This window comes from Streptomyces orinoci (assembly GCF_003121295.1).
Taxonomy (GTDB): Bacteria; Actinomycetota; Actinomycetes; order Streptomycetales; family Streptomycetaceae; genus Streptomyces; species Streptomyces orinoci.
In genome coordinates this window covers 573,298-595,080 of record NZ_PHNC01000031.1, presented here as the reverse complement: position 1 = coordinate 595,080, position 21,783 = coordinate 573,298, and the positions used below count along the sequence as shown (strand labels likewise).

Here is a 21,783-nt window from a genome sequence, read left to right as displayed (position 1 = left end):
ATCGTGGCAGCGCCCAAGAACCGCCGCTCCGTCTTTCTCGGCCGGTTGCCGCTGCCCGAACGGACCTTTATCACCGACGCCCTGCGCACCGAGACGGTCGGCGGAGTGCTCCTCCTGGCGGCCGCCGTTATCGCGCTGGTCTGGGCGAACACCCCGCTGCGCGGCGGCTATGCGGAGATACGCGACTTCCATCTGGGCCCCGGCTCCCTGGGCCTGCATCTGTCGGTGCAGCACTGGACGGCCGAAGGCCTGCTGGCCGTCTTCTTCTTCGTGGCCGGCATCGAGCTCAAGCGCGAGCTGGTGGCGGGCGAGCTGCGCGATCCCAAGGCGGCCGTCCTGCCGGTGGTCGCGGCGGTCTGCGGAATGGCCGTACCCGCCCTGGTCTACTTCTCCGTCGCCTCCTCCGGCGGTGGCTCGCTGCGCGGCTGGGCCGTGCCCACCGCCACCGACATCGCCTTCGCCCTCGCCGTGCTGGCCGTCATCGGCACCGCCCTGCCCTCCGCGCTGCGGGCCTTTTTGCTGACCCTGGCGGTGGTGGACGACCTCTTCGCGATCCTGATCATCGCGGTCTTCTTCACCTCCAAGCTGAACTTCGCCGCACTGGGCTTCGCCGTACTGGGCCTGGCGGTGTTCTGGCTGCTGCTGCGCAAGGGGGTGCGGGGCTGGTACGTCTATGTGCCGCTGGCCCTGGTGATCTGGGCGCTGATGTACAACAGCGGCGTCCACTCCACCATCGCGGGGGTGGCAATGGGCCTGATGCTGCGTTGTGTCCGGCACCCCGGCGAACGGCGGTCTCCCGGCGAGCATCTGGAGCACCTGGTCCGTCCACTGTCGGCGGGTCTGGCGGTGCCGCTGTTCGCCCTGTTCTCGGCGGGCGTCACCATCTCCGGAGGCGCGCTCTCCGACATCTTCCGCAAGCCGGAGACGCTGGGCGTGGTGCTCGGCCTGGTTCTGGGCAAGACGATAGGGGTGTTCGGCGGCACCTGGCTGGCGGCCCGCTTCACGCGGGCCGAGCTCAACCCTGACCTGAAGTGGCCGGATGTGTTCGCGGTCGCCTCACTGGCCGGGATCGGGTTCACCGTGTCCCTGCTGATCGGTGAACTCGCCTTCGGCACAAACCCGTTGCTCGCCGACGAGGTCAAGGCCGCGGTGCTGGTCGGCTCGCTGATCGCCGCGGTCTGCGCGGCCACCCTGCTCAAGCTGCGGGACAACAAGTACAAGAAGCTCTGCGCGGAGGAAGACCGGGACGAGGACCAGGACGGCATTCCGGACGTCTATGAGCAGGGCAAACCCGAGTACCACCTGCGGATGGCCGCCATCCTGGAAGCGAAGGCCGCCGAACACCGGCGACTGGCGGAAGTCGCCTCCGGCCGCACCACCGGCGACGATGGTCCGGCATGATCTGAGGGTCGGCCCAGGGCCCCGTCCCGGGCCGCGGGCCCGCAGACGAAGAAGCAGATGACGAAGAGGGAGCAGCCGATGAGCGCAGCCGACGACGGCACCGACCGCAGTCTCGGCCAGCTGGTGGCCAAGGCCACCACCGAGCTGTCCGCGCTGGTGCACGACGAGATCGCGCTGGCCAAGGCCGAACTGCGGGAGGACGCCCGCCGGATCGGTATCGGCGGCGGCGCCATCGGCGCGGCCGGCACGCTGGCCCTCTTCTCGCTGCCGGTGCTGAGCTTCGCGGCGGCCTATGGGATCCACAACCTCGGCCTGGGGCTGGCCTGGTCCTTCCTGATCGTCGGTGCCGCGTTCCTGCTGGTCGCCGCGCTGCTGGGCTGGCTGGCGGTGCGCAAGTTCAAGAAGGTCAGCAAGCCGGAGAAGAGCATCGCCGCGGCCCGGGAGACGGCCGCCGTGCTGGGCACGGTCAAGCCGCACCCCCGTTCTGCCACGGGGGCGGGCCAGACGGACGCATCTGTGACACGCTCGTCCGTATGACGGTGCCCGACACTTCCGCAGCGCCCGCGTCCCCCGACCCGGTCCGGTCCGCCGCGGCGGCCGCGGCACCGGGCGCCACCGCGTCGCCCGCCACGGTGGTACGGCCCGAGGGGCCCTGGACCCACCGCGAGGTCGCGGCGAACGGGGCCCGGTTCCATATCGCCGAGATGGGCGAGGGGCCGCTGGTGCTGCTGTTGCATGGCTTTCCGCAGTTCTGGTGGACCTGGCGCCACCAGCTGCCCGCCCTGGCGGCCGCGGGCTTCCGGGCGGTGGCCATGGATCTGCGCGGGGTGGGCGGCAGCGACCGTACGCCCCGGGGCTATGACCCGGCCAATCTCGCCCTGGACATCACCGGGGTGATCCGCTCGCTGGGCGAGCCGGACGCCGCCCTGGTCGGCCATGATCTGGGCGGCTATCTGGCCTGGACGGCCGCGGTGATGCGGCCCAAGCTGGTGCGCCGGCTGGCGGTGTCCTCCATGCCGCACCCGCGCCGCTGGCGGTCGGCGATGCTCACCGACCCGCAGCAGTCCGCGGCCGCCTCCCACATCTGGGGTTTCCAGCGACCCTGGCTGCCCGAGCGCAAACTGGTCGCGGATGAGGCGGCGCTGGTCGGGCGGCTGATCCGGGACTGGTCCGGCCCCCGGCTGCCGGACGACGAGACGGTGGACACCTACCGGGTGGCGATGTCCATCCCGTCCACCGCGCACTGCTCGATCGAGCCCTACCGCTGGATGGTGCGGTCCATGGCCCGGCCGGACGGCATCCAGTTCAACCGCCGGATGAAGCGCTCGGTGCGGGTGCCCACCCTGCATCTGCACGGTTCACTCGATCCGGTGATACGTACCCGCAGCGCGGCCGGCTCCGGCGAGTATGTGGAGGCGCCCTACCGCTGGCGGCTCTTCGACGGACTGGGGCACTTTCCGCATGAAGAGGACCCGGTGGCGTTCTCCAATGAGCTGATCAGCTGGCTGAAGGACCCGGAACCGGACCGGTAGCCGGCTGCCCGCGTCCCTCGGCCGAATGGCCAATTGCCGGGTGCATAGGCCAATTGCGCACCCGGCGGGCGATTACCGACCTTGGCCCCCGGGCACAGACCTCGGTATGGGCTGGACGCACGACCATCGCGACCTGGCTCAGCACCGCGGCGCCGAAGAAGACGCCGCGATGGCTGTGGCCGAAGTACCCGCAAGGACCGGAAGCAGTGGCTTCCGGCCGACGGCGGCCGATCCACAGATCGGCATCCCCCGCATCATCCGGCGCCGCGCCCGCTGGGTCTCGGCGCGGCTGCGCCATCCGCGCAGCCGCTGAGGCACGGATCACCGCCGCGCCGGAGCAGCGATCATCGCCGCCCGGCAGGCCCGGGGCAGCGCCGGTTCACAGGGCACAGCCCTGGGTCATCACCCGTTCGGTGTCCGTACGGCCGTCCTCGGCGTCCTGGCGGACCTCCTGGGCGGTGAGGGCGTAGCCGGTGTCGGCGTCGTCCAGGGACTTGGCGAAGACCACCCCGTAGACCTGGCCGTCCGGGGAGAGCAGCGGACCACCCGAGTTGCCCTGGCGGACGGTCGCATACAGCGAGTAGACGTCCCGGCGGACGATGCCGCGATGGTAGATGTCCGGACCGTTGGCCTGGACACGGCTGCGGATGCGGGCTGCCCGCACGTCATAGGCGCCGTTCTCCGGGAAGCCGGCCACGATGGCGTTGGCGCCGCTCTCCGCCTGGCTTCCGGCGAAACCCAACGCGGGGGCCTTGAGCGCGGGCACATCCAGCACCGCGATGTCCCGCTTCCAGTCGTAGCGGACCACCTTGGCCTCATAGACCCGCCCATGCCCGCCGATCTGCACGGTCGGCTCCGAGACCCCTCCGACCACATGGGCGTTGGTCATCACCCGGTGCGGCGCGAAGACAAAGCCGCTGCCCTCCAGCACCTTGCCGCAGCCGGCGGCGTTGCCCACCACCTTGACGATGCTGCGCTGCGCCACCTCGGCGACGCGGCCGCCCGCCAGCGCCGGATCGGGGGCCGGTACCGAGGTGATGGGTTCATGTGAGAACGGCGCGAAGACCTGGGGGAATCCGTTCTGCGCCAGGGCGGTGCTGAAGTCGGCGAACCAGGTGTCGGCCTGGGCGGGGACCACCCGGGCCACTCCCAGCAGCACCTTGGAGCCCCGTACCTGTTTGCCCAGGGTGGGCAGCGAGGTGCCCGCCAGGGCGGAGCCGATCAGCCAGGCGACCAGCAGCATCGCCCCCACATTGACCAGGACGCCACCGGTGGCGTCCAGCGCGCGGGCCGGGGTCCAGGTGATGTGGCGGCGCAGCTTGTTGCCCAGGTGGGTGGTGGCGGCCTGGCCCACCGAGGCGCAGACGATGACGATCACCACGGCGGCGATGGCGGCCAGGGTGCCCGGCGCGGCGTCCGTGGCGCGGTACCAGAGGGCGGGCAGTGCGTAGACCGCGGCCAGCCCGCCGCCTAGGAAGCCGATGACCGAGAGCACCCCGACCACGAATCCCTGGCGGTAGCCGATGACCGCGAACCATACGGCGGCGGTCAGCAGCAGGATGTCCAGCATGTTCACCGGGGATTGCCTCGCATTGCGGTCGTCGGCGGAGGTGGCGGGAACCGGGGCGGCTAGTGGTGCGGTTCCAGCGAGAGCTGCCGCCGGGTGTCCCAGGGGCGCTCCCAGCCGGCGTGGTGCAGGATGCGGTCGATCACTCCGGCGGTGAAGCCCCAGACCACGCCGGTGCCCAGGCTGAAGGCCGGGCCGCGGTGGCCGCTCGGGTGGACGGCCATGGCGCGGTTGGCCGGGTCGGCCAGCTCGGCGACGGGCACCATGAACACCTTGGCCGTCTCGCCGGGATCCACCGGGCGGACCTCGCTGGGCTTGCGCCACCAGCCGAGCACCGGCGTGACCACATAGCCGCTCACCGGGATGTAGAGCTGCGGCAGGACGCCGAAGACCTGGACGCCGGAGGGATCCAGCCCGGTCTCCTCCGCCGCCTCGCGCAGTGCGGCCCGTACCAGGCCGCCATCGGCCGGGTCGCCGTCCTCCGCATCCAGCGCGCCGCCCGGGAAGGACGCCTGGCCGGCGTGTGAGCGCAGCGTCCCGGCCCGCTCCAGGAGCAGCAGCTCGGGGCCCCGTTCACCCTCGCCGAAGAGCACCAGCACGGCGGACTGGCGCCCGCCGGTCTCCGGTGGCAGGAAGCGGCTCAGCTGCTCGGGTCTGACGACCTCCAGGCCGCGGGCCACCGGCTCCAGCCAGTCGGGCAGCCCTTCGGTGGTCACCGAGATCTCGCGGCCGTAGGTGCTGGTCATGCCTCTTCCTCGACTTCCCCGGTTGTCCTCGGGCGGCGCCGGCTTGGTCACTCGGCCCCCAGCGGACGGGCCGGCAGGCCCGGATAGTCCGCCGGCGGCTTGAGGCGCTGGCCGGGCAGGCCGCCCTTCTCGTACTTCAGCAGCTTCCTGGCCTTCTCCGGGTCCGTCTCGCCCTCGCCGTAGGACGGGCAGAGCGGAGCGATCGGGCAGGCGCCGCAGGCGGGTCTGCGGGAGTGGCAGATGCGGCGGCCGTGGAAGATGATCCGGTGCGAGAGCATGGTCCACTCGCTCTTGGGGAAGAGCGCGCCGACCTCGGCCTCGATCCGGTCCGGATCCTTCTCCTGCGTCCACTTCCAGCGGCGGACCAGGCGCTGGAAGTGGGTGTCCACGGTCAGGCCCGGGACGCCGAAGGCGTTGCCGAGCACCACATTGGCGGTCTTGCGGCCCACTCCGGGCAGCGTGACCAGATCCTCTATCCGGCCCGGCACCTCGCCGCCGAAGCGGTCCCGCAGCGCGGCGGAAAGCCCCATCAGCGACCTGGCCTTGGCCCGGAAGAAGCCGGTCGGGCGGATCAGCTGCTCCAGCGTCTCGGGACCGGCGGCGGCCATGTCCTCCGGCGTGGGGTACGCGGCGAACAGCGCCGGGGTCGTCTGGTTGACCCTCAGGTCGGTGGTCTGGGCGGACAGCACGGTGGCAACCAGCAGCTGGAAGGGGTTCTCGAAGTCGAGCTCCGGGTGGGCGTAGGGATAGGCCTCGGCCAGCTCCCGGTTGATCCGCCGGGCCCGGCGCACCAGAGCGGTACGGGATTCGGCGGGGGCGGCGGCCGTCTTGGGCTCCTTGGCGGCAGGAGTCTTGGACGCCTTGGCCGCAGCCGTCTTCTTGCCCGCCGCTGCCTTCACCGCACCGGTCTCCTTGTCGGCGGCCTTCTTCGTCACGGCCTTGTTCGCGGCGGCCTTCTTCGCGGCAGTCTTCTTGGCGGCAGCCTTCTTCGCGACGGTCTTCTTGGCCTCGGTCTTCTTGGCCGCGGTCTTCTTGGCCGCGGTCTTCTTGGCCGCGGTCTTCTTGGCGGCGGCCTTCCCGGCCGTACCCCCCTGCTCGGCGGCACCGACCGGCGAAGCGTCACCATTCGCCGCATTCGCCCGCTTCGCCGCACCGCGTTCGCCCACAGCGGAATCCCGGTTCTCGGTCACCCTCCCGGCCCCCTTGCCCCGTGCTCTCACCGGCCTATTGGACACTCGGCCAGACTAAAGCCCAGCACTGACATCCGCCCCGGCCGCAGGAAAACCGCAGCCCAATCGGACCCCTGCCGTAGGGCTTCGGGCGACGATGCGCCACACTTGTGTTTGATCACACAGTTTTACCGACGGGCATCATGGGGACCACGGTCCTCTGTGCATGTCGACAAGGAGAGAACTCGTGGACGACGTTCTGCGGCGCGCCCCGCTGTTCGCGGCGCTCGATGACGAGCAGGCCGCTGAGCTGCGCGCCTCCATGGGCGAGGTCACTCTCGCGAGGGGCGACGCCCTGTTCCACGAAGGCGACCCGGGCGACCGGCTCTACGTGGTGACCGAGGGCAAGGTCAAGCTGCACCGCACCTCGCCCGATGGCCGCGAGAACATGCTCGCCGTGCTGGGCCCCGGCGAGCTGATCGGCGAGCTGTCCCTGTTCGACCCGGGACCGCGTACCGCCACCGCCACCGCCCTCACCGAGGTCAAGCTGCTGGGCCTGGGCCACGGCGACCTCCAGCCCTGGCTCAACGCCCGTCCCGAGGTGGCCACCGCGCTGCTGCGCGCGGTCGCCCGGCGGCTGCGCCGTACCAATGACTCGATGTCGGACCTGGTCTTCTCCGACGTCCCCGGCCGCGTGGCCAAGGCGCTGCTGGACCTGTCGCGCCGCTTCGGTGTGCAGTCCGAAGAGGGCATCCATGTGGTGCACGACCTCACCCAGGAGGAGCTGGCCCAGCTGGTCGGCGCCTCCCGGGAGACCGTCAACAAGGCCCTGGCGGACTTCGCCGGCCGCGGCTGGCTCCGGCTGGAGGCCCGCGCGGTGATCCTGCTGGACGTCGAGCGGCTCGCCAAGCGTTCGCGCTGAGGCGGGACACCGCGTCGGACGCACCGAAGGCCCCGCCTCAGGCGGGGCCTTCGGCCGTTCCCGGCCGGACGGGCCACGGATCGTCCGGGCCACGGATCGGCCGGGATCAGGTCGGACGGGCCTCAGATCAGCCCGTGTTCACCCAGATAGTCCAGCTGCGCCCGCACCGACAGCTCGGCCGCCGGCCACAGCGAACGGTCCACATCCGCGTAGACATGGGCGACCACCTCGGCGGGGGTCCGGTGGCCCTGCTCGACCGCCGTCTCCACCTGGGCCAGCCGGCTGGCCCGGTGGGCCAGGTAGAACTCCACGGCCCCCCGCGCGTCCTGCAGCACCGGCCCGTGCGCCGGCAGCACCGTCTCCACCCCGGCGTCCACCGTGAGCGAGCGCAGCCGCCGCAGGGAGTCCAGATAGTCGCCCAGGCGCCCGTCCGGATGGGCCACCATCGTGGTGCCCCGGCCCAGCACGGTGTCCCCGGTCAGCACCGCCCGGTCGGCGGGCAGGTGGAAGCAGACCGAGTCGGCGGTGTGCCCGGGGGTACGGACCACCCGCAGCTCCAGCCCGCCCACGTTGATCACCTCACCCGCCGTCAGCCCCCGGCCGCCGGTGCGCAGGGCCGGATCCACGGCCCGTACCTCGGTCCCGGTCAGCTCGGCGAAGCGGGCCGCGCCCGCCGAGTGGTCGGCGTGGCCGTGGGTGAGCAGGGTGAGGGCGATCCGTTTGCCGGCCGCCTCGGCGGCGCCGATCACGGACCGCAGGTGGCCCTCGTCCAGCGGACCGGGGTCCACCACCACGGCCGACTCGGAATCCGGCTCGGCCAGCAGCCAGGTGTTGGTGCCGTCCAGCGTCATCACGGACGGATTGGGCGCCAGCACACACCTCGCACGGGGGGTGGCGACGCCGTCGATGGCGCCCTCGCGCGGGCGGCCGGGCAGCTCGGCCGGCTGAGTCATACGTCGGCTCCCGAAGGTCCGGAGGTCTCGGTGGTCTCGGTGGTCTCGGTGGTCTCGGTGGTTTCCGCGCCGGCCGTGTCGGCCGCATCGGTCGTACGGGCCGTACGAGCCGTGCCGCCCGGAGCCCTGAGCTCGTCCGGGGACAGGCGCTTGGTGAACTCCTCATGCCCCGGCCAGCTCAGCACGATCTCGTCCCCCACCAGGCGCGGCCGGGCCAGCACCGGGTTCAGGTCGCGCTCCTCCGACGCGGCCAGCGCCTCCGGCACCGTCCGGTAGGCGCACAGCGAGCGCAGGGTGGCCAGGGTCGGCGGCATCATCAGCAGCTCGCCGCGCTGGTATCCGGCCACTCCCTGGACCGGGTCCATCCACACCGAGCGGTCCGCCTCGGTGGAGCCCTCCTGGGCCCGCTGGCCCTCGGGCAGGGCGGCCACAAAGAACCAGGTGTCATAGCGGCGCGGTTCGAACTCGGGAGTGATCCAGCGTGCCCAGGCGCCCAGCAGATCGCTGCGCAGCACCAGCCGGCGGCGGCGCAGGAAGTCGGCGAAGGCCAGCTCATGGGCGACCAGGGCGGCCCGGTCGGCCGCCCACTGCGGGCCGGTGGTGTCGGCCACCACGGAGTCCGGCGCCGGGCCGGCCAGCAGAACGCCGGTCTCCTCAAAGGTCTCCCGGACGGCGGCGCAGACAATGGCCCGTGCCTCTGCCGGGCCGGTGCCCAGCCGGTCCGCCCAGTGCCGGGCGGAGGGGCCCGCCCAGGGCACGTCATGCTCGTCCCGGGGGTCCACCGAGCCGCCCGGATAGGCGTACGCGCCTCCGGCGAAGGCCATGGAGGCGCGTCTGCGCAGCATATGTACATCCAGCCCGGCGGCGCCGGTGCGCAGCAGCAGCACGGTCGCGGCACGGCGGGGTGCCACCGGGGTGAGCTCCCCGCGGGTCAGGGCCCTGATCCGGTCCGGCCACTCCGGTGGATACCACTGGCCGTTGGACGTCTGGCCGTCGGTCTTCGACATGGCCGGATGCTATGCGCTCACGCGCGATTGTTCGAGAGCGCTCGGTGCGGCCCCGGCCCCGCGGCGGCTAGTCCGCGACCTCGACCTGGATCTCCACCTCGACCGGCGCGTCCAGCGGAAGCACCGCCACACCCACCGCGGAGCGGGCGTGCACGCCCTTGTCGCCGAGGATCTCGCCCAGCAGCTCGCTGGCGCCGTTGAGCACGCCCGGCTGGCCGGTGAAGTCCGGGGCGGAGGCCACAAAGCCGACCACCTTCACCATGCGGACGATCTTGTCGAGGTCGCCGATCACCGACTTCACCGCCGCCAGCGCGTTGAGCGCGCAGACCGCGGCCAGCTCCTTGGCCTGCTCGGGGCTCACCTCGGCGCCGACCTTGCCGGTGACCGGAATGGCGCCTTCCACCATGGGCAGCTGGCCCGCGGTAAAGACATAAGCGCCACTGCGCACGGCCGGCTGGTACGCCGCCAGCGGCGGCACCACGCCCGGCAGTTTCAGGCCGAGTTCGGCGATCCTGGCCTCGACGGTGCTCATCCCGTCTTCTCCCGCTTCAGATAGGCGACCAGCTGCTCGGGGTTGGGGCCCGGCACCACCTGAACGAGCTCCCAGCCGTCCTCGCCCCAGGTGTCCAGAATCTGCTTGGTCGCATGTACCAGAAGCGGCACGGTCGAGTATTCCCACTTGGTCATGAGCCCGACTGTAGTGCCTCCCACCGACAGCCCCGCGCCCGGACCGCGCGGCACCCGCCCGTACGAGGCCATCCGGCTCCCGGAGGGGTCCCGGCGGGGTCGCCGCACCATCGCCCGTCGTCAGTGGCCGGAACTGCGCTGCCCCGGGCCCCCGTTGGCCCAGGAGCCCGGGGGCCCGGCCGCCGGGGGCCGAGCGGACCCGGCGCGGGTCCGCTTCCCCACCCGGCGCCAGGCGCCCGGCCCCCAGGAATTAGGCTCCGCACCATGAGCAGGCTCCATGTCGTCAGCGGCAAGGGCGGTACCGGCAAGACCACGGTCGCCGCGGCTCTCGCGCTCGCTCTCGCGGCCGAGGGGAAGCGGACGCTGCTGGTCGAGGTCGAGGGCAGACAGGGCATCGCCCAGCTCTTCGAGACCGAGTCACTGCCGTACGAGGAGCGGAAGATCGCCGTGGCCCCGGGCGGCGGCGAGGTGTTCGCGCTGGCCATCGACGCCGAACGCGCCCTGCTGGACTACCTCCAGATGTTCTACAAGCTGGGCACCGCCGGCCGGGCGCTGAAGAAGCTGGGCGCGATCGACTTCGCCACCACCATCGCCCCGGGCCTGCGCGATGTGCTGCTCACCGGCAAGACCTGCGAGGCGGTGCGCCGCAAGGACCGCGGTGGCCGCTTCGTCTACGACCATGTGGTGATGGACGCCCCGCCCACCGGCCGCATCACCCGCTTCCTCAATGTCAATGACGAGGTGGCCGGGCTGGCCCGGGTCGGACCGGTGCACCACCAGGCCCAGGCCGTGATGCAGGTGCTCAAGTCCCCTCAGACGGCGGTGCACTTGGTGACGCTGCTGGAGGAGATGCCGGTCCAGGAGACCATGGACGGCATCGCCGAACTGCGCACGGCCGGGCTGCCGGTGGGCAGTGTGGTCATCAATATGGTGCGCCCCGAGATCCTGGACTCCGCCGCGGTGGAGGCGGCCGCGGGCGAACGGCGCGAGGCCGTGGCCGAGATGCTGGCGTACGCGCTTGAGCGCACGGCGCACGGCGGAATACGGCGCGCCGGTTCCGCCGGGCAGCTGGTCGGTCCGCTGCTGGACGAGGCCCGCGAGCACACCGAGCGCCTCGCCCTGGAGCGCCGGGGCCGCTCCTCGCTGGAGGGGCTCGGCCTGCCCGTACACGAGCTCCAACTGCTCGGTGAGGGCGTGGACTTGGCGGGGCTCTACCGAATGGCACGGGAACTGCGAAGGCAAGGGTGGTCTGAGTGAGTCTGGACACGGCGGCCCCGCTGGACATCGACCCCGTTCTGGACAATCCACGGACCCGGATCGTGGTGTGCTGCGGTTCGGGCGGCGTCGGCAAGACCACCACCGCGGCGGCGCTGGGCCTGCGGGCCGCCGAGCGCGGCCGGCGCGTGGTGGTGCTCACCATCGACCCGGCCCGCCGGCTGGCCCAGTCGATGGGCATCGGCGAGCTCGACAACACTCCGCGCCGGGTGCCCGGCATCGACGGCTCGGCCGGCGGTGAACTGCACGCCATGATGCTGGACATGAAGCGCACCTTCGACGAGATCGTCGAGGCGCACGCCGATGCCGACCGGGCGCGGGCGATCCTGGAGAACCCCTTCTACCAGTCGCTCTCCGCCGGTTTCGCGGGCACTCAGGAGTACATGGCCATGGAGAAGCTGGGCCAGCTCCGCTCGCGCGACGAGTGGGACCTGATCGTGGTGGACACCCCGCCCAGCCGCTCCGCGCTGGACTTCCTGGACGCCCCCGGGCGGCTGGGGTCCTTCCTGGACGGCAAGCTGATCAAGGTGCTGATGGCCCCGGCGAAGATCGGCGGCCGGGCCGGGATGAAGTTCCTGGGCGTCGGCATGTCGGTGATGAGCGGCCCCCTCAACAAACTGATGGGTGCCCAACTCCTGCGTGACGTACAGACCTTCGTGGCCGCGATGGACACCATGTTCGGCGGCTTCCGTACCCGGGCCGATGCCACCTACCGGCTGCTGCAGGCGCCGGGCACCGCCTTCCTGGTGGTGGCGGCGCCGGAGCGGGACGCGCTGCGGGAGGCCGCGTACTTTGTGGAGCGGCTGGCCGCGGAGCGGATGCCGCTGGCCGGGCTGGTGCTCAACCGGGTGCACGGCAGCGGAGCCGCCCTGCTGAGCGCGGAGCGCGCGCTGGCCGCGGCCGAGGCGCTGGCGGAGGAAACGGACGGGGAAACGGACGGTCCCGGGCCGGAGGCTCCGGCGCATTACGCAGAAAATCTTGACGGCGTCGGCATTGTCGATCGCGCCGACGGGCAGGCTGGGTCACGTACCGCTGATGACCCTGGCACCGTCACTCCCGCCGGCACACCCCCTCCCGAGAACGGCTTCCCCCAGCCCACGTCCTCAGGAGTCCCGGCCCCGGGAGCCACGACGGGGCGGACGGGAACCACGGCACCCGGGCCTCCGCTCGTAGCGGACCCCAGCGTCTCCACCGGGCGGCTGGCCGCGGGGCTGCTGCGGCTGCACGCCGAGCGCATGCGGGTGCTGGCGCGTGAGCGTCGCACCCGCGACCGCTTCACCGCGCTGCATCCCGAGGTGCCGGTGGCCGAGGTGGCCGCGCTCCCCGGCGATGTGCACGACCTCGCAGGGCTGCGCGCCATCGGCGAACGCCTGGCCAACCAGACGGCGGCGCAGGAGAGTTGGGTGCCCGCTGCCCGGACCGCCGGTGCGGACCGGAACGACTGAGGGGCCGTAACGGCCGAGGGGCTAGCCCACCGCCGCGTAGGTGTCGTACTCCTCCTCGCCCAGCGGCAGCAGGCCGGCCCCGCGCTCGTATTCCGTACGAGCGGTCTCCAGCAGCCGCCGCCATGAGGTGACCGTCGGCCGGCGCCGCAGCAGGGCCCGCCGCTCGCGCTCGGTCATCCCGCCCCACACGCCGAACTCGACGCGGTTGTCCAGCGCGTCCGCCAGGCACTCGGTACGCACCGGACAGCCGGTGCAGACCGCCTTGGCCCGGTTCTGCGCTGCGCCCTGAACGAATAGTTCATCCGGATCGGTCGTGCGGCAGGCGGCCTGCGCACTCCAGTCGGTTACCCAGCCCATGCTGGCGCCGTCCTCTCCCGAATCGAGGCTCCCCCACGGCGGCAGCGGCATATTCACCGTTGCCAGTTGAGGACGTTACGGAAGGCAGACAGGGGGCAACACCCCCTTCGGGCCCAATCTTGAATGGCCCGAACGGACTATGCGTACGCGGCAGATCACCCAACGGAGTGAGCGGACGACATCGGCGACTTACCCCAGCAAATAAGGGCAGTTCACCCCTATCGCTTCAGACAGCCAATGACACAAGCGGCAATGCGGACACACCTCATCACCCACAAGAGTGAGGGCAGTGTTGAGACTGAGGAGCACCGCAGTGACGGGCGTAGAACAGCGTAGGCGAACACACGGGCGCCTGTCCGCCGAATGAGAACGTAGGCTTTCCTTCATGGCTATGAAGCGCTCGGGCGGGGGCCCCTCCAGGGGTCGGCAAGCCGCCAAGTTCCTCGGTGTCAGCGTGCTCTCCGGAGTGGTGCTGGCGGGTCTGGCCCTCCCGGGCGTCGGCGCTTTCGGCCTGGCGGCCAAGGGGACGGTGGAGGAGTTCGACGACCTCCCGGCCAATATGAAGACACCGCCGCTCAGCCAGCGGACGGTGATCCTGGACAACCAGGGCGGCCAGATAGCCACCGTCTACTCGCGTGACCGCACGGTGGTGCCGCTCAGTCAGATCTCCCCCTTTATGCAGAAGGCGATCGTCTCCATCGAGGACGCCCGGTTCTATGAGCACGGGGCCGTGGACCTCAAGGGCGTGCTGCGCGCCCTCAACCGCAACGCCCAGTCCGGCGGCGTCTCCGAGGGTGCCTCCACCCTCACCCAGCAGTATGTGAAGAACGTCTTTATCGAGGAAGCGGGCGACGACCCGGAGAAGGTCGCCGTCGCCACCCAGCAGACCATGGGTCGCAAGATCAAGGAACTGAAGTACGCGATCAAGGTGGAGAAGGAGCTGGGCAAGGAGCGCATCCTGGCCAACTACCTCAACATCACCTTCTTCGGTGAGCAGGCCTATGGCGTGGAGGCCGCCTCCCAGCGCTACTTCAGCAAGCACGCCAAGGATCTGGATCTGGGCGAGGCCGCCCTGCTGGCCGGCGTGGTCCAGTCGCCCACCCGCTTCGATCCGGTGAACTTCCCCAAGGAGGCCACCAAGCGCCGCAATATCGTGCTGCAGCGCATGGCGGAGCTGAAGAACATCACCCCCGCCCAGGCCAAGGCCGAGCAGGCCAAGCCGGTCAAGCTCAACGTCAGCCGCCCCAGGAGCGGTTGCATCACCGCAGTGGACGGCGCGGGCTTCTTCTGCGACTACGTCCGTCAGGTCTTCCTGACCGACCCGGCCTTCGGCAAGACCAGGGAGGCCCGGGCCAAGCGGTGGAACGAGGGCGGCATGACCATCCGCACCACCCTCGACCCGCAGACCCAGAAGTCCGTCCAGAAGTCGATCAGCGACAACGTCTACCAGAGCGACAAGGTGGCCACCGCGATCAGCATGGTGGAACCCGGCACCGGAAAGGTGCTGGGCATGGGCCAGTCCAAGCCCTATGGCTTCGGTCAGAACCAGACCCAGATCAATCTCTCCGCCAACTTCGCCCAGGGCGGCTCCAAGGGCTTCCAGCCCGGCTCCACCTTCAAGCCGATCATCGCGGCGGCGGCACTGGAGGAGGGCAAGTCGGCCGACCAGTCCTACTCCTCGCCGTACAGCATGTCCTACCCGGACGAGGTGGAGACCTGCGGCAAGCCCTGGAAGAACTACGGGGAGTCGCTGACCAACGAGAACACCAGCGAGTCCGGCCCGTACCGGATGGCGGAGGCCACCGCCAAGTCGGTCAACACCTACTTCGTCCAGCTGATCGGTGACGTCGGGCTCTGCCCGGTGGCCAAGATGGCGGACAAGCTGGGCCTGAAGCGGGCCGATGGCAAGGACGTCGAGCAGGTGCCGTCGATCGCCCTGGGCACCCAGAACATGTCCCCGCTGAGCATGGCCGCCGCCTATGCCGCCTTCGCCAACCATGGCGTCTACTGCACCCCGGTGGTCGTCACCTCCGCCACCGGCCCCAATGGCAAGCACATCGACGTCCCCAAGTCCCAGTGCTCCCGGGCCATGTCCGAGGAGACCGCCAACACCATCAACACCCTGCTCAGGGGCGTGGTGGAGGACGGCACCGGCAAGCAGGCCGGGCTGGACGGACGGGACAGCGCGGGCAAGACCGGCACCACCGACAGCCGCTATGCCGCCTGGTTCGTGGGCTACACCCCCAATCTGGCGGGTGCCGTCTGGGTCGGCGGCGCCACCGAGAACGTCTCCATGCAGGACATCACCATCGGCGGCCGCTACCACGACAAGGTCTACGGCGGTGACACCCCGGGTCCCATCTGGCGCGACGCCATGAACGGAGCCCTGGACGGCAAGCCCTCCTATGGCTTTGACACCGTCCCCGGCATCGACACCGGCAGCTCCGGCCAGGACCGCCCGGCGAAGGGCCACCACCGCCCCAGGCACTGACGGAAAAGACGAAGGGGCCGCCCCGGCCGGGCGGCCCCTCTCTTATGCCCTGATCAGTCGGCTCCTGATCGGCCGGCTCCTGATCGGCCGGCTCCTGATCGGCTACGCCTTGATCAGCCCGCCAGCTGCCGCTTGACCTCGGCGGCGACCTTGCCGCCCTCCGCCCGGCCGGACACCTTGGGGTTGACGATCTTCATTACGGCGCCCATGGCCTTCGGCCCCTCCGCACCGCCGGCCCTGGCCTCGGCGACCGCCTCCGCGACCACCGTCGCCAGCTCCTCGTCGGTCAGCTGCTGCGGCAGATAGTCCGCCAGCACCTCTCCCTCGGCCCGCTCCCGCTCCGCGGACTCCGCCCGGCCGCCCTTCTCAAAGGCGTCCGCGGCCTCCCGGCGCTTCTTCGCCTCCCGGGTGATCACCTTCAGCACCTCGTCGTCGGAGAGCTCACGGGCGGTCTTGCCCGCGGTCTCCTCATAGGCGATGGCGGAGAGGGTGAGCCGGAGGGTGGCGGAGCGCAGCTCGTCGCGCGCCTTGATGGCGGCGGTGAGGTCGTCCTGGAGCTTTGCCTTGAGCGTGGTCATGCCGCAATCTTCGCATCCCGCCCCGATTCCCGCCCCGTATTAACCGCCCCGCCACCCTGGCCCGGCCACAACTCCCGCCCCGGGAACGGCAGGTTGAAGCCACCCCGCACCGGTCTGCGACCATGGCGGTATGCGTGCGCGATACGGAGTCCCCCTGTCCATCACCGCGGTCACCGCGGCCGGCCTCGCCTATGCCGCCGGCTATGAGGTCCGCTCCTTCCGGCTGCGACGGATCACCGTCCCCGTCCTGCCCACCGGCATGCGGCCGCTGCGGGTACTCCAGGTCTCCGACATCCATATGGTCGGCGGCCAGCGCAAGAAGCAGCGCTGGCTGCGCTCGCTGGCCGGGCTGCGTCCCGACCTGGTGATCAACACCGGTGACAACCTCTCCGACCCCGAGGGCGTGCCGGAGACGCTGGACGCGCTGGGTCCGCTGATGGAGTTCCCCGGCGCCTATGTCTTCGGCTCCAATGACTACTACGGGCCCAGGCTGCGCAACCCCGCCCGTTATCTGCTGGAGAAGGCCACCGGCCGCCATGGCCTCAATGGCAACGCCCCGGTGACCGGTGTGGTCCACAACCCCTGGGAGGAGCTGCGCGACGGCTTCGACAAGGCGGGCTGGCTCAACCTCACCAACACCCGGGGCAGCCTGGAGATCGACGGCCGGGAGATCGCCTTCACCGGCCTGGACGACCCGCACATCAAGCGGGACCGCTATGCCGAGGTGGCGGGCGGCCCGGTGCCGGACGCCGACTTCTCGATGGCCGTGGTCCATGCCCCCTATCTGCGGGTGCTGGACGCCTTCACCGCCGACGCCTACCCGCTGATCCTGGCCGGCCACACCCATGGCGGCCAGCTCTGCATCCCCTTCTACGGGGCCCTGGTCACCAACTGCGATATCGACACCCGCCGGGTGAAGGGCCTGTCCACCCACCGCGCCGGCGGCCACCGGTCCTTCCTCCATGTCTCCGCGGGCTGTGGCACCAACCGCTACACCCCGGTCCGCTTCGCCTGCCCTCCCGAGGCCACCCTGCTGACCCTGGTCCCGCGCGACTGACCGCTTCCGTTTTCCGCGGCCGCCCGTACGGTAGGGGGATGATCGAGCCGACCTCCCCCACCGCCACCCGGCCCAGCGAGGCGGGCGTGCCCGCCGCCGCGGTCATACCGGCAAGCCGCCGCCCCTTCGCGGCGGCTTTCCGCGCACTTGTGGCCCTGGCCGCGCTGACCGGCATAGCCCTGGACACCATCGACTCCCACGACCTGGGCCGGCTCTTCAGCTACTTCACCATCCAGTCCAACATCCTGCTGGCGGCCGCCTTCGCCTGGTCCGCCCACCGCGCCTGGGCCGGGCGCCCCGCCCTCTCCCCGCGGATCACCGGCGGGGTGCTCCTCTATATCTGCATCACCGGCCTGGTCTTCCACTTCGTACTCTCCAACGACTCCAGCGGCTTCTCCATGAGCAGCCAGCGCACCCCCCTGGAATCGGCCGCCAGCCAGCTGCTGCACACCGTGACCCCGCTGGCCGCCGCCCTGGACTGGCTGCTGCTGACCGCACCCGGCGGCTTTCTGCTGCGCCATGCCTGGCAGTGGCTGGCCTACCCGCTCTTCTACTTCCCCTTCGCCCTGCTCCGCGGCGCCCTCCTCGCCCCCGGCACCGATGGCCGCTACCCCTACCCCTTCCTGGACGTCGATCTCCACGGCTACGCCGGCGTCCTGGGCAACGCGGTCGTCTTCGGCCTGGCCTTCTACGTCCTGGCCCTCGCCCTGGTCCTCCTGGACCGCATCCGCCCCCGCCCGGCCCTCTCCCGAAACCGGATTTCGCCTACGGTCTCCGGTCCGCTAAAGTAGAGCTCGTTGCGCCGGGAACCTGCGAGAGCGGGCACACGGGGCACATCGGGGTGTAGCGCAGCTTGGCAGCGCGCTTCGTTCGGGACGAAGAGGTCGTGGGTTCAAATCCCGCCACCCCGACAGCAGTAATAGCAGGTCAGGCCCGGTCTCCTTGAAAAAGGAGCCGGGCCTGACCTGTATTTGCGAGCGCTGGAACCCCTCCGGGGAGTGAGCGGGGAGTGGATCGAGGAATCCGGCTCCCGGCGGCTGTCACCGGCAGGGCTTCGGCAGAGCGCCGGGAACCGTAACCGGTGACCTGGGACACATAAATGCCCTCTGACCGCAGGGTTCCGCGGATCAGAGGGCATTGCGTCGGCGGAGCTAGGCAAGCGTGCCGCCCGCCTTGGCGGCGGGGCAGTCGGCTGGGCGTTCCCGCCGCACGGTATTACCGCCGGACGAGCTTGCCGACGGCGTCGGCTCCCCACGCCTGGTCGGCCAGGTACTTCCAGGAGAGGTTGATGTATCCGCGGTCGCCCCAGTTCTTGCCCCAGGAGTTCTCGACCCGGACGCCTTGGCTGTTGTAGCCGACGATGGTCATCGCATGGCCGCCCACATACCCCGTGCCGGTGTCCGGGTAGTACGTGTAGGAGGAAGCCTGCTTCGGGGAGAGGTAGAAGAAGTCGTTGTACACCGGGACCAGGAGGACGACCGGCTCGCCCTTGGCGAGGGCGGACTGCACATCGGTCTTGATCTGACTGCCGGTGTGCAGCGGGGTGTACCCGGTCAGCTTCCAGTTCGCTGCATTGCGTATTTCGTTTCTGGTCGGCTGAGCGGTGTAGTCGAAGTCGCCCTGCTTGTAGTCCTTCCTGGAGTCAACGCCCTGCGAGGTGGCTATCCGGAAGTGCTGCTCCGGCGAGGTGCCCACGTTCCTCCCCTTGACCACCTGGGAGTAGGTGTACATGGGCGCCTGGGGCCCGCCGGAGATCTTCTGCTCGTGCTCGAGGATGCTGTAGGACGAGTAGTCAATGGCCCACGCGACACAAGAGTTCACCTGGCCCTGATTACCGGGCGCGGGCGCGTACTTGCTCAGATCGACGCTGGCGGGAAGGGCGGCACGGCCCTTCTTCGACTTGCCGGCGCCGGCTGTCGGCTGGGGGGCCATGGCGGCCAGCTTCGGCTCCACGGACGCACTCGGCAGCGACTTCTGCGGCTGGACCGGCATGGCACCCAGACCGAAGGGGTGGCTCTTTCCGCTCGCCGCGTGGGGCGACTGGTCGGCGGCAGGCTTCTGGTGACTGTGCCCGCTGGTGCTCGCATAGGAGACGCCGACGGTTACGGCGCCAATTGCCACGGCAGTGGAAAGCCCGATGGCCGCCCGCGCCTTGACACTGAGGGTCTTCAGTTTGTGACGGGCACGACTCATTGGTGTTCTCCTTAGGGGGGTTGGGAACCTGGCAGATATGGCGTCGGGGACCGGCCGGAGCCGCCTCACTCTCCACAGGGCGTGGATACCGCGACGCACAGCACGCACTCAGGGCGAACGAGCCTGATATGACACGGGTTTACCTAACGTAAGGCGATAGGGGCAGAGCGCGACCGTCCATTCGCTCGGCGAATGACGCGCGGACAGGCCCGCATGACGGGGAAATCCGAAGCGGCCCTTGGCCAATTGGGGGCCGCCGAAGCTTCTGTTGACCGGACGCTTTCGAAGGCATGCCCGATGAGCTGAGGAAGTTAGCGGAGCCGTCGGGACTCAATCAAGTGCAAGTGAGCGTCGTCACAGCCACTTTGGGCTGACCGGCGGCTTGTCAGAGCCCATTGCATGCCCCTGACGGCCCGGCCTGCATGCCTTTAACCTGCCCATTCTGACCGGGGGTTGAGGCTCATCCACACAGCGTCAGGACCCAACTTCCCTACAAACGGCGGCAATGCGACCCCGTTGCCGGTAATAGCCGGATTCGACGCGGGGTCAGGAGTGCTCCAGAAGAAAGTTCCCCGGGTTTTTGTTATCCAGGCCGGGCCCGCAGGGTCCCCCAGGTATCGAAGGCATGCGTACCCGTTGCGGAAGGAGACAAATACGGACATGACGGCAGGGCCCCACGCTGCCCACCGACTGCCCATGGGCAGTTGACGGGCTGCGCCGGGCTGATCAAGGGCCGGGCCCCGTCCCTCTTACGGGCAGTGTCGCTGCTGCTGCCCTGCGGACTGCTCGCGGGCGCGTTCACCGCTGCTGGTGACGCTGCTCGTCGCCCTCGCCGATGCCGTGATCAATCGAGTGGAGGTCCGGAGCAAGGGGTGATGCCGTTCCGGCCGTTCAGCAGTGCGGTGAATGCCTCGGTGGCCGCGCCGGCGTCCATGCCCCGCCAGGCGATGACATGGTCCGGCCTGACCAGGAGGCACTGGCCGGCAGGGAGGAAGTCCACATCGAGCCGGTGCACGGGAAGGCCGGGTGTGGGGGGCGGGGTCGGGCCGGTGGTCAGCAGGGCCCAGCCGGGACCGGCGAGGTCGATCGTCGAGTGGGTGCGGGTCCGGTCGAGCCAGCGGTGCGGGATGCGGGTGCCGATGCGGCCGGTGGGGTTGAACTCGGTTGTGGGTTCGGGGTCCTTGGAGCTCTCCGGGCCGGCGAGGAGGGCTCCCTCGGTGTACTGGAAACCGCCCGCGGCCAGTACCAGATAGTGAGCAAGGGTGGTGTCGGAAGCCGGACCGGGGTCGCGGAGGTTCAGCGTCCGGCGGCTCGACTGGTCGGCCGCGAACCATCCGGCCGGCCGGCGTTCCGCGTCATAGCTGTCCAGCAGGGCCGGCGCGGCCTGGCCGCGGAGGACCGCGGCGAGCTTCCAGCCCAGGTTGTGGGCGTCGGCGATGCCGGTGTTGGCACCGCTGGCGGCGAAGGGCGGCATGACATGCGCGGCATCACCGGCCAGATGAACGCGGCCGGAAGAGTAGCGGTCGGCGACCAGCATCTCGGCCTGCCAGGGCAGGACACTGCGGACGTCCAGGTCGGGGGCCGGCACACCGAGGGCCGTGCGGAGCAGGGCGGGCCAGTCCCGGCCGGTGGCCCCGTCCTTGCTCATAAACACCCAGCGGTGACGGCCGTCAACGGAGGCCAGTGCGCCCGGGGCCGCCGGGTGCTCGATCTGGCAGAGGTTGAACTCCCGGCCGCGGACGACCTCGCCCAGGTCGGCATGGAAGTAGACATTGACGCTGGGCTCGCCTATGGCCCCGCGCCCCGAGCGGCCGATGCCCAGAGCCCGGCGTACGGGGCTGTGGGCGCCGTCGGCGGCGATCAGATAGCGGGCCCGTAGTTGCCAACCTCTGCCCGTCACGCGGTCGTTGAGGTGCGCCGCCACTTCTTCCCCGTCCTGCTCGAAGGCGAGCAGCTCGGTGTCGAAGCGCACCGTGGCCCCGGCGTCCACCGCGGCCTGGCGCAGCACCGGCTCCAGTACGTCCTGGGATATCAGGCAGGGCAGTTCAGGGCTGGCCTCGGCGACGGGCGTGCCGGGGCCAGAGGGCAGCCACAGCGGGAGCTGTTCGGCCTCGGCCAGCGTCCGCCCCGCGGCCATATGGTCGTGACCGGCGAGGTCCCGGGCCGCCCGCTGGACGAGTCCGGCCAGGCCGAGCTCCCGGAAGATCTCCATGCTGCGCATAGTGAAGCGGCGGGCCTTGGGCTGGGGCGAGGTGGTCGATCGCTTCTCCACCACCGTCACTGTCACCCCATGGTGGCGCAGCACCAACGCGGCGGTGAGTCCTACCAGTCCGCCGCCCACCACCAGCACCTCGGACACCTGTGTACGTTGTCCACTCATGGTGTACAGCGTACACACCGTTA

General features: G+C 70.4%; 21 protein-coding genes and 1 tRNA gene. 11 read left to right on the top strand and 11 right to left on the bottom strand.

Features of this window, described 5'->3' with window-relative positions; genetic code table 11:
• The first annotated feature begins 3 nt into the window (after nucleotides 1-3).
• From nhaA to CV755_RS24940, 4 genes are all read left to right on the top strand, one after another.
• A complete protein-coding gene (gene nhaA / locus CV755_RS24955; RefSeq protein ID WP_109282517.1) occupies nucleotides 4-1,401 on the top strand; it encodes a Na+/H+ antiporter NhaA in 1,398 nt (465 codons plus the stop codon).
• Between the two features lie 78 nt (nucleotides 1,402-1,479).
• Nucleotides 1,480-1,938, top strand: coding sequence for a phage holin family protein (locus tag CV755_RS24950; protein ID WP_109282516.1), 459 nt, complete (start codon nucleotides 1,480-1,482; stop codon nucleotides 1,936-1,938).
• On the top strand, nucleotides 1,935-2,933 hold the full coding sequence (locus CV755_RS24945) for an alpha/beta fold hydrolase (RefSeq protein WP_241561385.1): 999 nt from the start codon (nucleotides 1,935-1,937) through the stop codon (nucleotides 2,931-2,933). Before CV755_RS24950 ends, CV755_RS24945 begins: the two co-directional genes overlap by 4 nt.
• Nucleotides 2,934-3,039: 106 nt before the next feature.
• The gene (locus tag CV755_RS24940; protein ID WP_109282515.1) at nucleotides 3,040-3,246 is read left to right on the top strand and encodes a hypothetical protein; all 207 of its coding nucleotides are present in this window, start codon (nucleotides 3,040-3,042) and stop codon (nucleotides 3,244-3,246) included.
• A 66-nt stretch (nucleotides 3,247-3,312) separates the two neighbouring features.
• Here the strand turns inward: CV755_RS24940 and CV755_RS24935 are convergent, their stop codons facing one another.
• From CV755_RS24935 to nth, 3 genes are read right to left on the bottom strand one after another with little or no spacing between them, the layout of a single operon-like run.
• Complete coding sequence (locus tag CV755_RS24935; RefSeq protein ID WP_109282514.1) at nucleotides 3,313-4,509, bottom strand: MarP family serine protease; 1,197 nt, start codon at nucleotides 4,507-4,509, stop codon at nucleotides 3,313-3,315.
• 53 nt (nucleotides 4,510-4,562) lie between these two features.
• Nucleotides 4,563-5,246, bottom strand: a complete 684-nt coding sequence (locus tag CV755_RS24930; RefSeq protein WP_109282513.1) for an NUDIX hydrolase — start codon at nucleotides 5,244-5,246, stop codon at nucleotides 4,563-4,565.
• Between the two features lie 47 nt (nucleotides 5,247-5,293).
• Nucleotides 5,294-6,412, bottom strand: a complete 1,119-nt coding sequence (gene nth / locus CV755_RS24925) for an endonuclease III (protein WP_109283499.1) — start codon at nucleotides 6,410-6,412, stop codon at nucleotides 5,294-5,296.
• Nucleotides 6,413-6,662: 250 nt separating this feature from the next.
• Between nth and CV755_RS24920 the strand changes: the two genes are divergently transcribed.
• Nucleotides 6,663-7,337, top strand: coding sequence for a Crp/Fnr family transcriptional regulator (locus CV755_RS24920; RefSeq protein ID WP_004939715.1), 675 nt, complete (start codon nucleotides 6,663-6,665; stop codon nucleotides 7,335-7,337).
• A 122-nt stretch (nucleotides 7,338-7,459) separates the two neighbouring features.
• Here CV755_RS24920 and CV755_RS24915 read toward each other — a convergent pair whose 3' ends face one another.
• The 4 genes from CV755_RS24915 to CV755_RS34345 all read right to left on the bottom strand — a co-directional run bounded on the left by CV755_RS24915 (nucleotide 7,460) and on the right by CV755_RS34345 (nucleotide 9,984).
• On the bottom strand, nucleotides 7,460-8,290 hold the full coding sequence (locus CV755_RS24915; RefSeq protein ID WP_109282512.1) for an MBL fold metallo-hydrolase: 831 nt from the start codon (nucleotides 8,288-8,290) through the stop codon (nucleotides 7,460-7,462).
• Nucleotides 8,287-9,297, bottom strand: a complete 1,011-nt coding sequence (locus CV755_RS24910; RefSeq protein WP_241561383.1) for an NUDIX hydrolase — start codon at nucleotides 9,295-9,297, stop codon at nucleotides 8,287-8,289. Before CV755_RS24910 ends, CV755_RS24915 begins: the two co-directional genes overlap by 4 nt.
• Nucleotides 9,298-9,364: 67 nt before the next feature.
• Nucleotides 9,365-9,829 carry a RidA family protein gene (locus CV755_RS24905; protein ID WP_109282511.1) on the bottom strand — a complete coding sequence of 155 codons (465 nt, stop codon included), beginning with the start codon at nucleotides 9,827-9,829 and terminating at the stop codon, nucleotides 9,365-9,367.
• Nucleotides 9,826-9,984, bottom strand: coding sequence for a Sp36 family protein (locus CV755_RS34345; protein WP_153068749.1), 159 nt, complete (start codon nucleotides 9,982-9,984; stop codon nucleotides 9,826-9,828). Before CV755_RS34345 ends, CV755_RS24905 begins: the two co-directional genes overlap by 4 nt.
• A 264-nt stretch (nucleotides 9,985-10,248) precedes the next feature.
• Here CV755_RS34345 and bagA point away from each other — a divergent pair, with 264 nt between their 5' ends.
• Together bagA and bagB are read left to right on the top strand one after the other, a co-directional pair.
• Nucleotides 10,249-11,241, top strand: coding sequence for an ATPase BagA (gene bagA, locus CV755_RS24900; RefSeq protein ID WP_109282510.1), 993 nt, complete (start codon nucleotides 10,249-10,251; stop codon nucleotides 11,239-11,241).
• The gene (gene bagB, locus CV755_RS24895) at nucleotides 11,238-12,704 is read left to right on the top strand and encodes an ATPase BagB (RefSeq protein WP_109282509.1); all 1,467 of its coding nucleotides are present in this window, start codon (nucleotides 11,238-11,240) and stop codon (nucleotides 12,702-12,704) included. The genes bagA and bagB overlap by 4 nt, the downstream gene beginning before the upstream one ends.
• Before the next feature lie 21 nt (nucleotides 12,705-12,725).
• Here bagB and CV755_RS24890 read toward each other — a convergent pair whose 3' ends face one another.
• A complete protein-coding gene (locus tag CV755_RS24890) occupies nucleotides 12,726-13,061 on the bottom strand; it encodes a WhiB family transcriptional regulator (protein ID WP_193553472.1) in 336 nt (111 codons plus the stop codon).
• A gap of 385 nt (nucleotides 13,062-13,446) precedes the next feature.
• Here CV755_RS24890 and CV755_RS24880 point away from each other — a divergent pair, with 385 nt between their 5' ends.
• Complete coding sequence (locus CV755_RS24880) at nucleotides 13,447-15,552, top strand: transglycosylase domain-containing protein (protein ID WP_109282506.1); 2,106 nt, start codon at nucleotides 13,447-13,449, stop codon at nucleotides 15,550-15,552.
• A gap of 113 nt (nucleotides 15,553-15,665) precedes the next feature.
• Here the strand turns inward: CV755_RS24880 and CV755_RS24875 are convergent, their stop codons facing one another.
• Nucleotides 15,666-16,130, bottom strand: a complete 465-nt coding sequence (locus CV755_RS24875) for a GatB/YqeY domain-containing protein (RefSeq protein WP_109282505.1) — start codon at nucleotides 16,128-16,130, stop codon at nucleotides 15,666-15,668.
• Nucleotides 16,131-16,260: 130 nt separating this feature from the next.
• Here CV755_RS24875 and CV755_RS24870 point away from each other — a divergent pair, with 130 nt between their 5' ends.
• The 3 genes from CV755_RS24870 to CV755_RS24860 all read left to right on the top strand — a co-directional run bounded on the left by CV755_RS24870 (nucleotide 16,261) and on the right by CV755_RS24860 (nucleotide 18,098).
• Nucleotides 16,261-17,187: a metallophosphoesterase gene (locus CV755_RS24870; RefSeq protein WP_109282504.1), complete on the top strand. Its 927-nt coding sequence runs from the start codon at nucleotides 16,261-16,263 to the stop codon at nucleotides 17,185-17,187.
• Between the two features lie 38 nt (nucleotides 17,188-17,225).
• Nucleotides 17,226-17,978: a Pr6Pr family membrane protein gene (locus CV755_RS24865; RefSeq protein ID WP_109282503.1), complete on the top strand. Its 753-nt coding sequence runs from the start codon at nucleotides 17,226-17,228 to the stop codon at nucleotides 17,976-17,978.
• A gap of 46 nt (nucleotides 17,979-18,024) precedes the next feature.
• Nucleotides 18,025-18,098: transfer RNA gene (locus tag CV755_RS24860), tRNA-Pro, on the top strand.
• A 304-nt stretch (nucleotides 18,099-18,402) separates the two neighbouring features.
• On the opposite strand, the gene CV755_RS24855 is transcribed toward CV755_RS24860, so the two are convergent.
• Together CV755_RS24855 and CV755_RS24850 are read right to left on the bottom strand one after the other, a co-directional pair.
• Nucleotides 18,403-19,380 carry a C1 family peptidase gene (locus CV755_RS24855; RefSeq protein ID WP_109282502.1) on the bottom strand — a complete coding sequence of 326 codons (978 nt, stop codon included), beginning with the start codon at nucleotides 19,378-19,380 and terminating at the stop codon, nucleotides 18,403-18,405.
• 844 nt (nucleotides 19,381-20,224) lie between these two features.
• On the bottom strand, nucleotides 20,225-21,778 hold the full coding sequence (locus CV755_RS24850; RefSeq protein WP_338323691.1) for an FAD-dependent oxidoreductase: 1,554 nt from the start codon (nucleotides 21,776-21,778) through the stop codon (nucleotides 20,225-20,227).
• Nucleotides 21,779-21,783: the final 5 nt, after the last annotated feature.

Coding starts and splice junctions, on each gene's coding strand:
- CV755_RS24910 (WP_241561383.1), bottom strand. CDS start 9,297: ATGTCGAAGACCGACGGCCAGACGTCCAACGGCCAGTGGTATCCACCG.
- CV755_RS24930 (WP_109282513.1), bottom strand. CDS start 5,246: ATGACCAGCACCTACGGCCGCGAGATCTCGGTGACCACCGAAGGGCTG.
- CV755_RS24940 (WP_109282515.1), top strand. CDS start 3,040: ATGGGCTGGACGCACGACCATCGCGACCTGGCTCAGCACCGCGGCGCC.
- CV755_RS24870 (WP_109282504.1), top strand. CDS start 16,261: ATGCGTGCGCGATACGGAGTCCCCCTGTCCATCACCGCGGTCACCGCG.
- CV755_RS24950 (WP_109282516.1), top strand. CDS start 1,480: ATGAGCGCAGCCGACGACGGCACCGACCGCAGTCTCGGCCAGCTGGTG.
- CV755_RS24915 (WP_109282512.1), bottom strand. CDS start 8,290: ATGACTCAGCCGGCCGAGCTGCCCGGCCGCCCGCGCGAGGGCGCCATC.
- CV755_RS24880 (WP_109282506.1), top strand. CDS start 13,447: ATGGCTATGAAGCGCTCGGGCGGGGGCCCCTCCAGGGGTCGGCAAGCC.
- CV755_RS24890 (WP_193553472.1), bottom strand. CDS start 13,061: ATGGGCTGGGTAACCGACTGGAGTGCGCAGGCCGCCTGCCGCACGACC.
- CV755_RS24875 (WP_109282505.1), bottom strand. CDS start 16,130: ATGACCACGCTCAAGGCAAAGCTCCAGGACGACCTCACCGCCGCCATC.
- CV755_RS24905 (WP_109282511.1), bottom strand. CDS start 9,829: ATGAGCACCGTCGAGGCCAGGATCGCCGAACTCGGCCTGAAACTGCCG.
- CV755_RS24855 (WP_109282502.1), bottom strand. CDS start 19,380: ATGAGTCGTGCCCGTCACAAACTGAAGACCCTCAGTGTCAAGGCGCGG.
- CV755_RS24945 (WP_241561385.1), top strand. CDS start 1,935: ATGACGGTGCCCGACACTTCCGCAGCGCCCGCGTCCCCCGACCCGGTC.
- bagA (WP_109282510.1), top strand. CDS start 10,249: ATGAGCAGGCTCCATGTCGTCAGCGGCAAGGGCGGTACCGGCAAGACC.
- CV755_RS24865 (WP_109282503.1), top strand. CDS start 17,226: ATGATCGAGCCGACCTCCCCCACCGCCACCCGGCCCAGCGAGGCGGGC.
- CV755_RS34345 (WP_153068749.1), bottom strand. CDS start 9,984: ATGACCAAGTGGGAATACTCGACCGTGCCGCTTCTGGTACATGCGACC.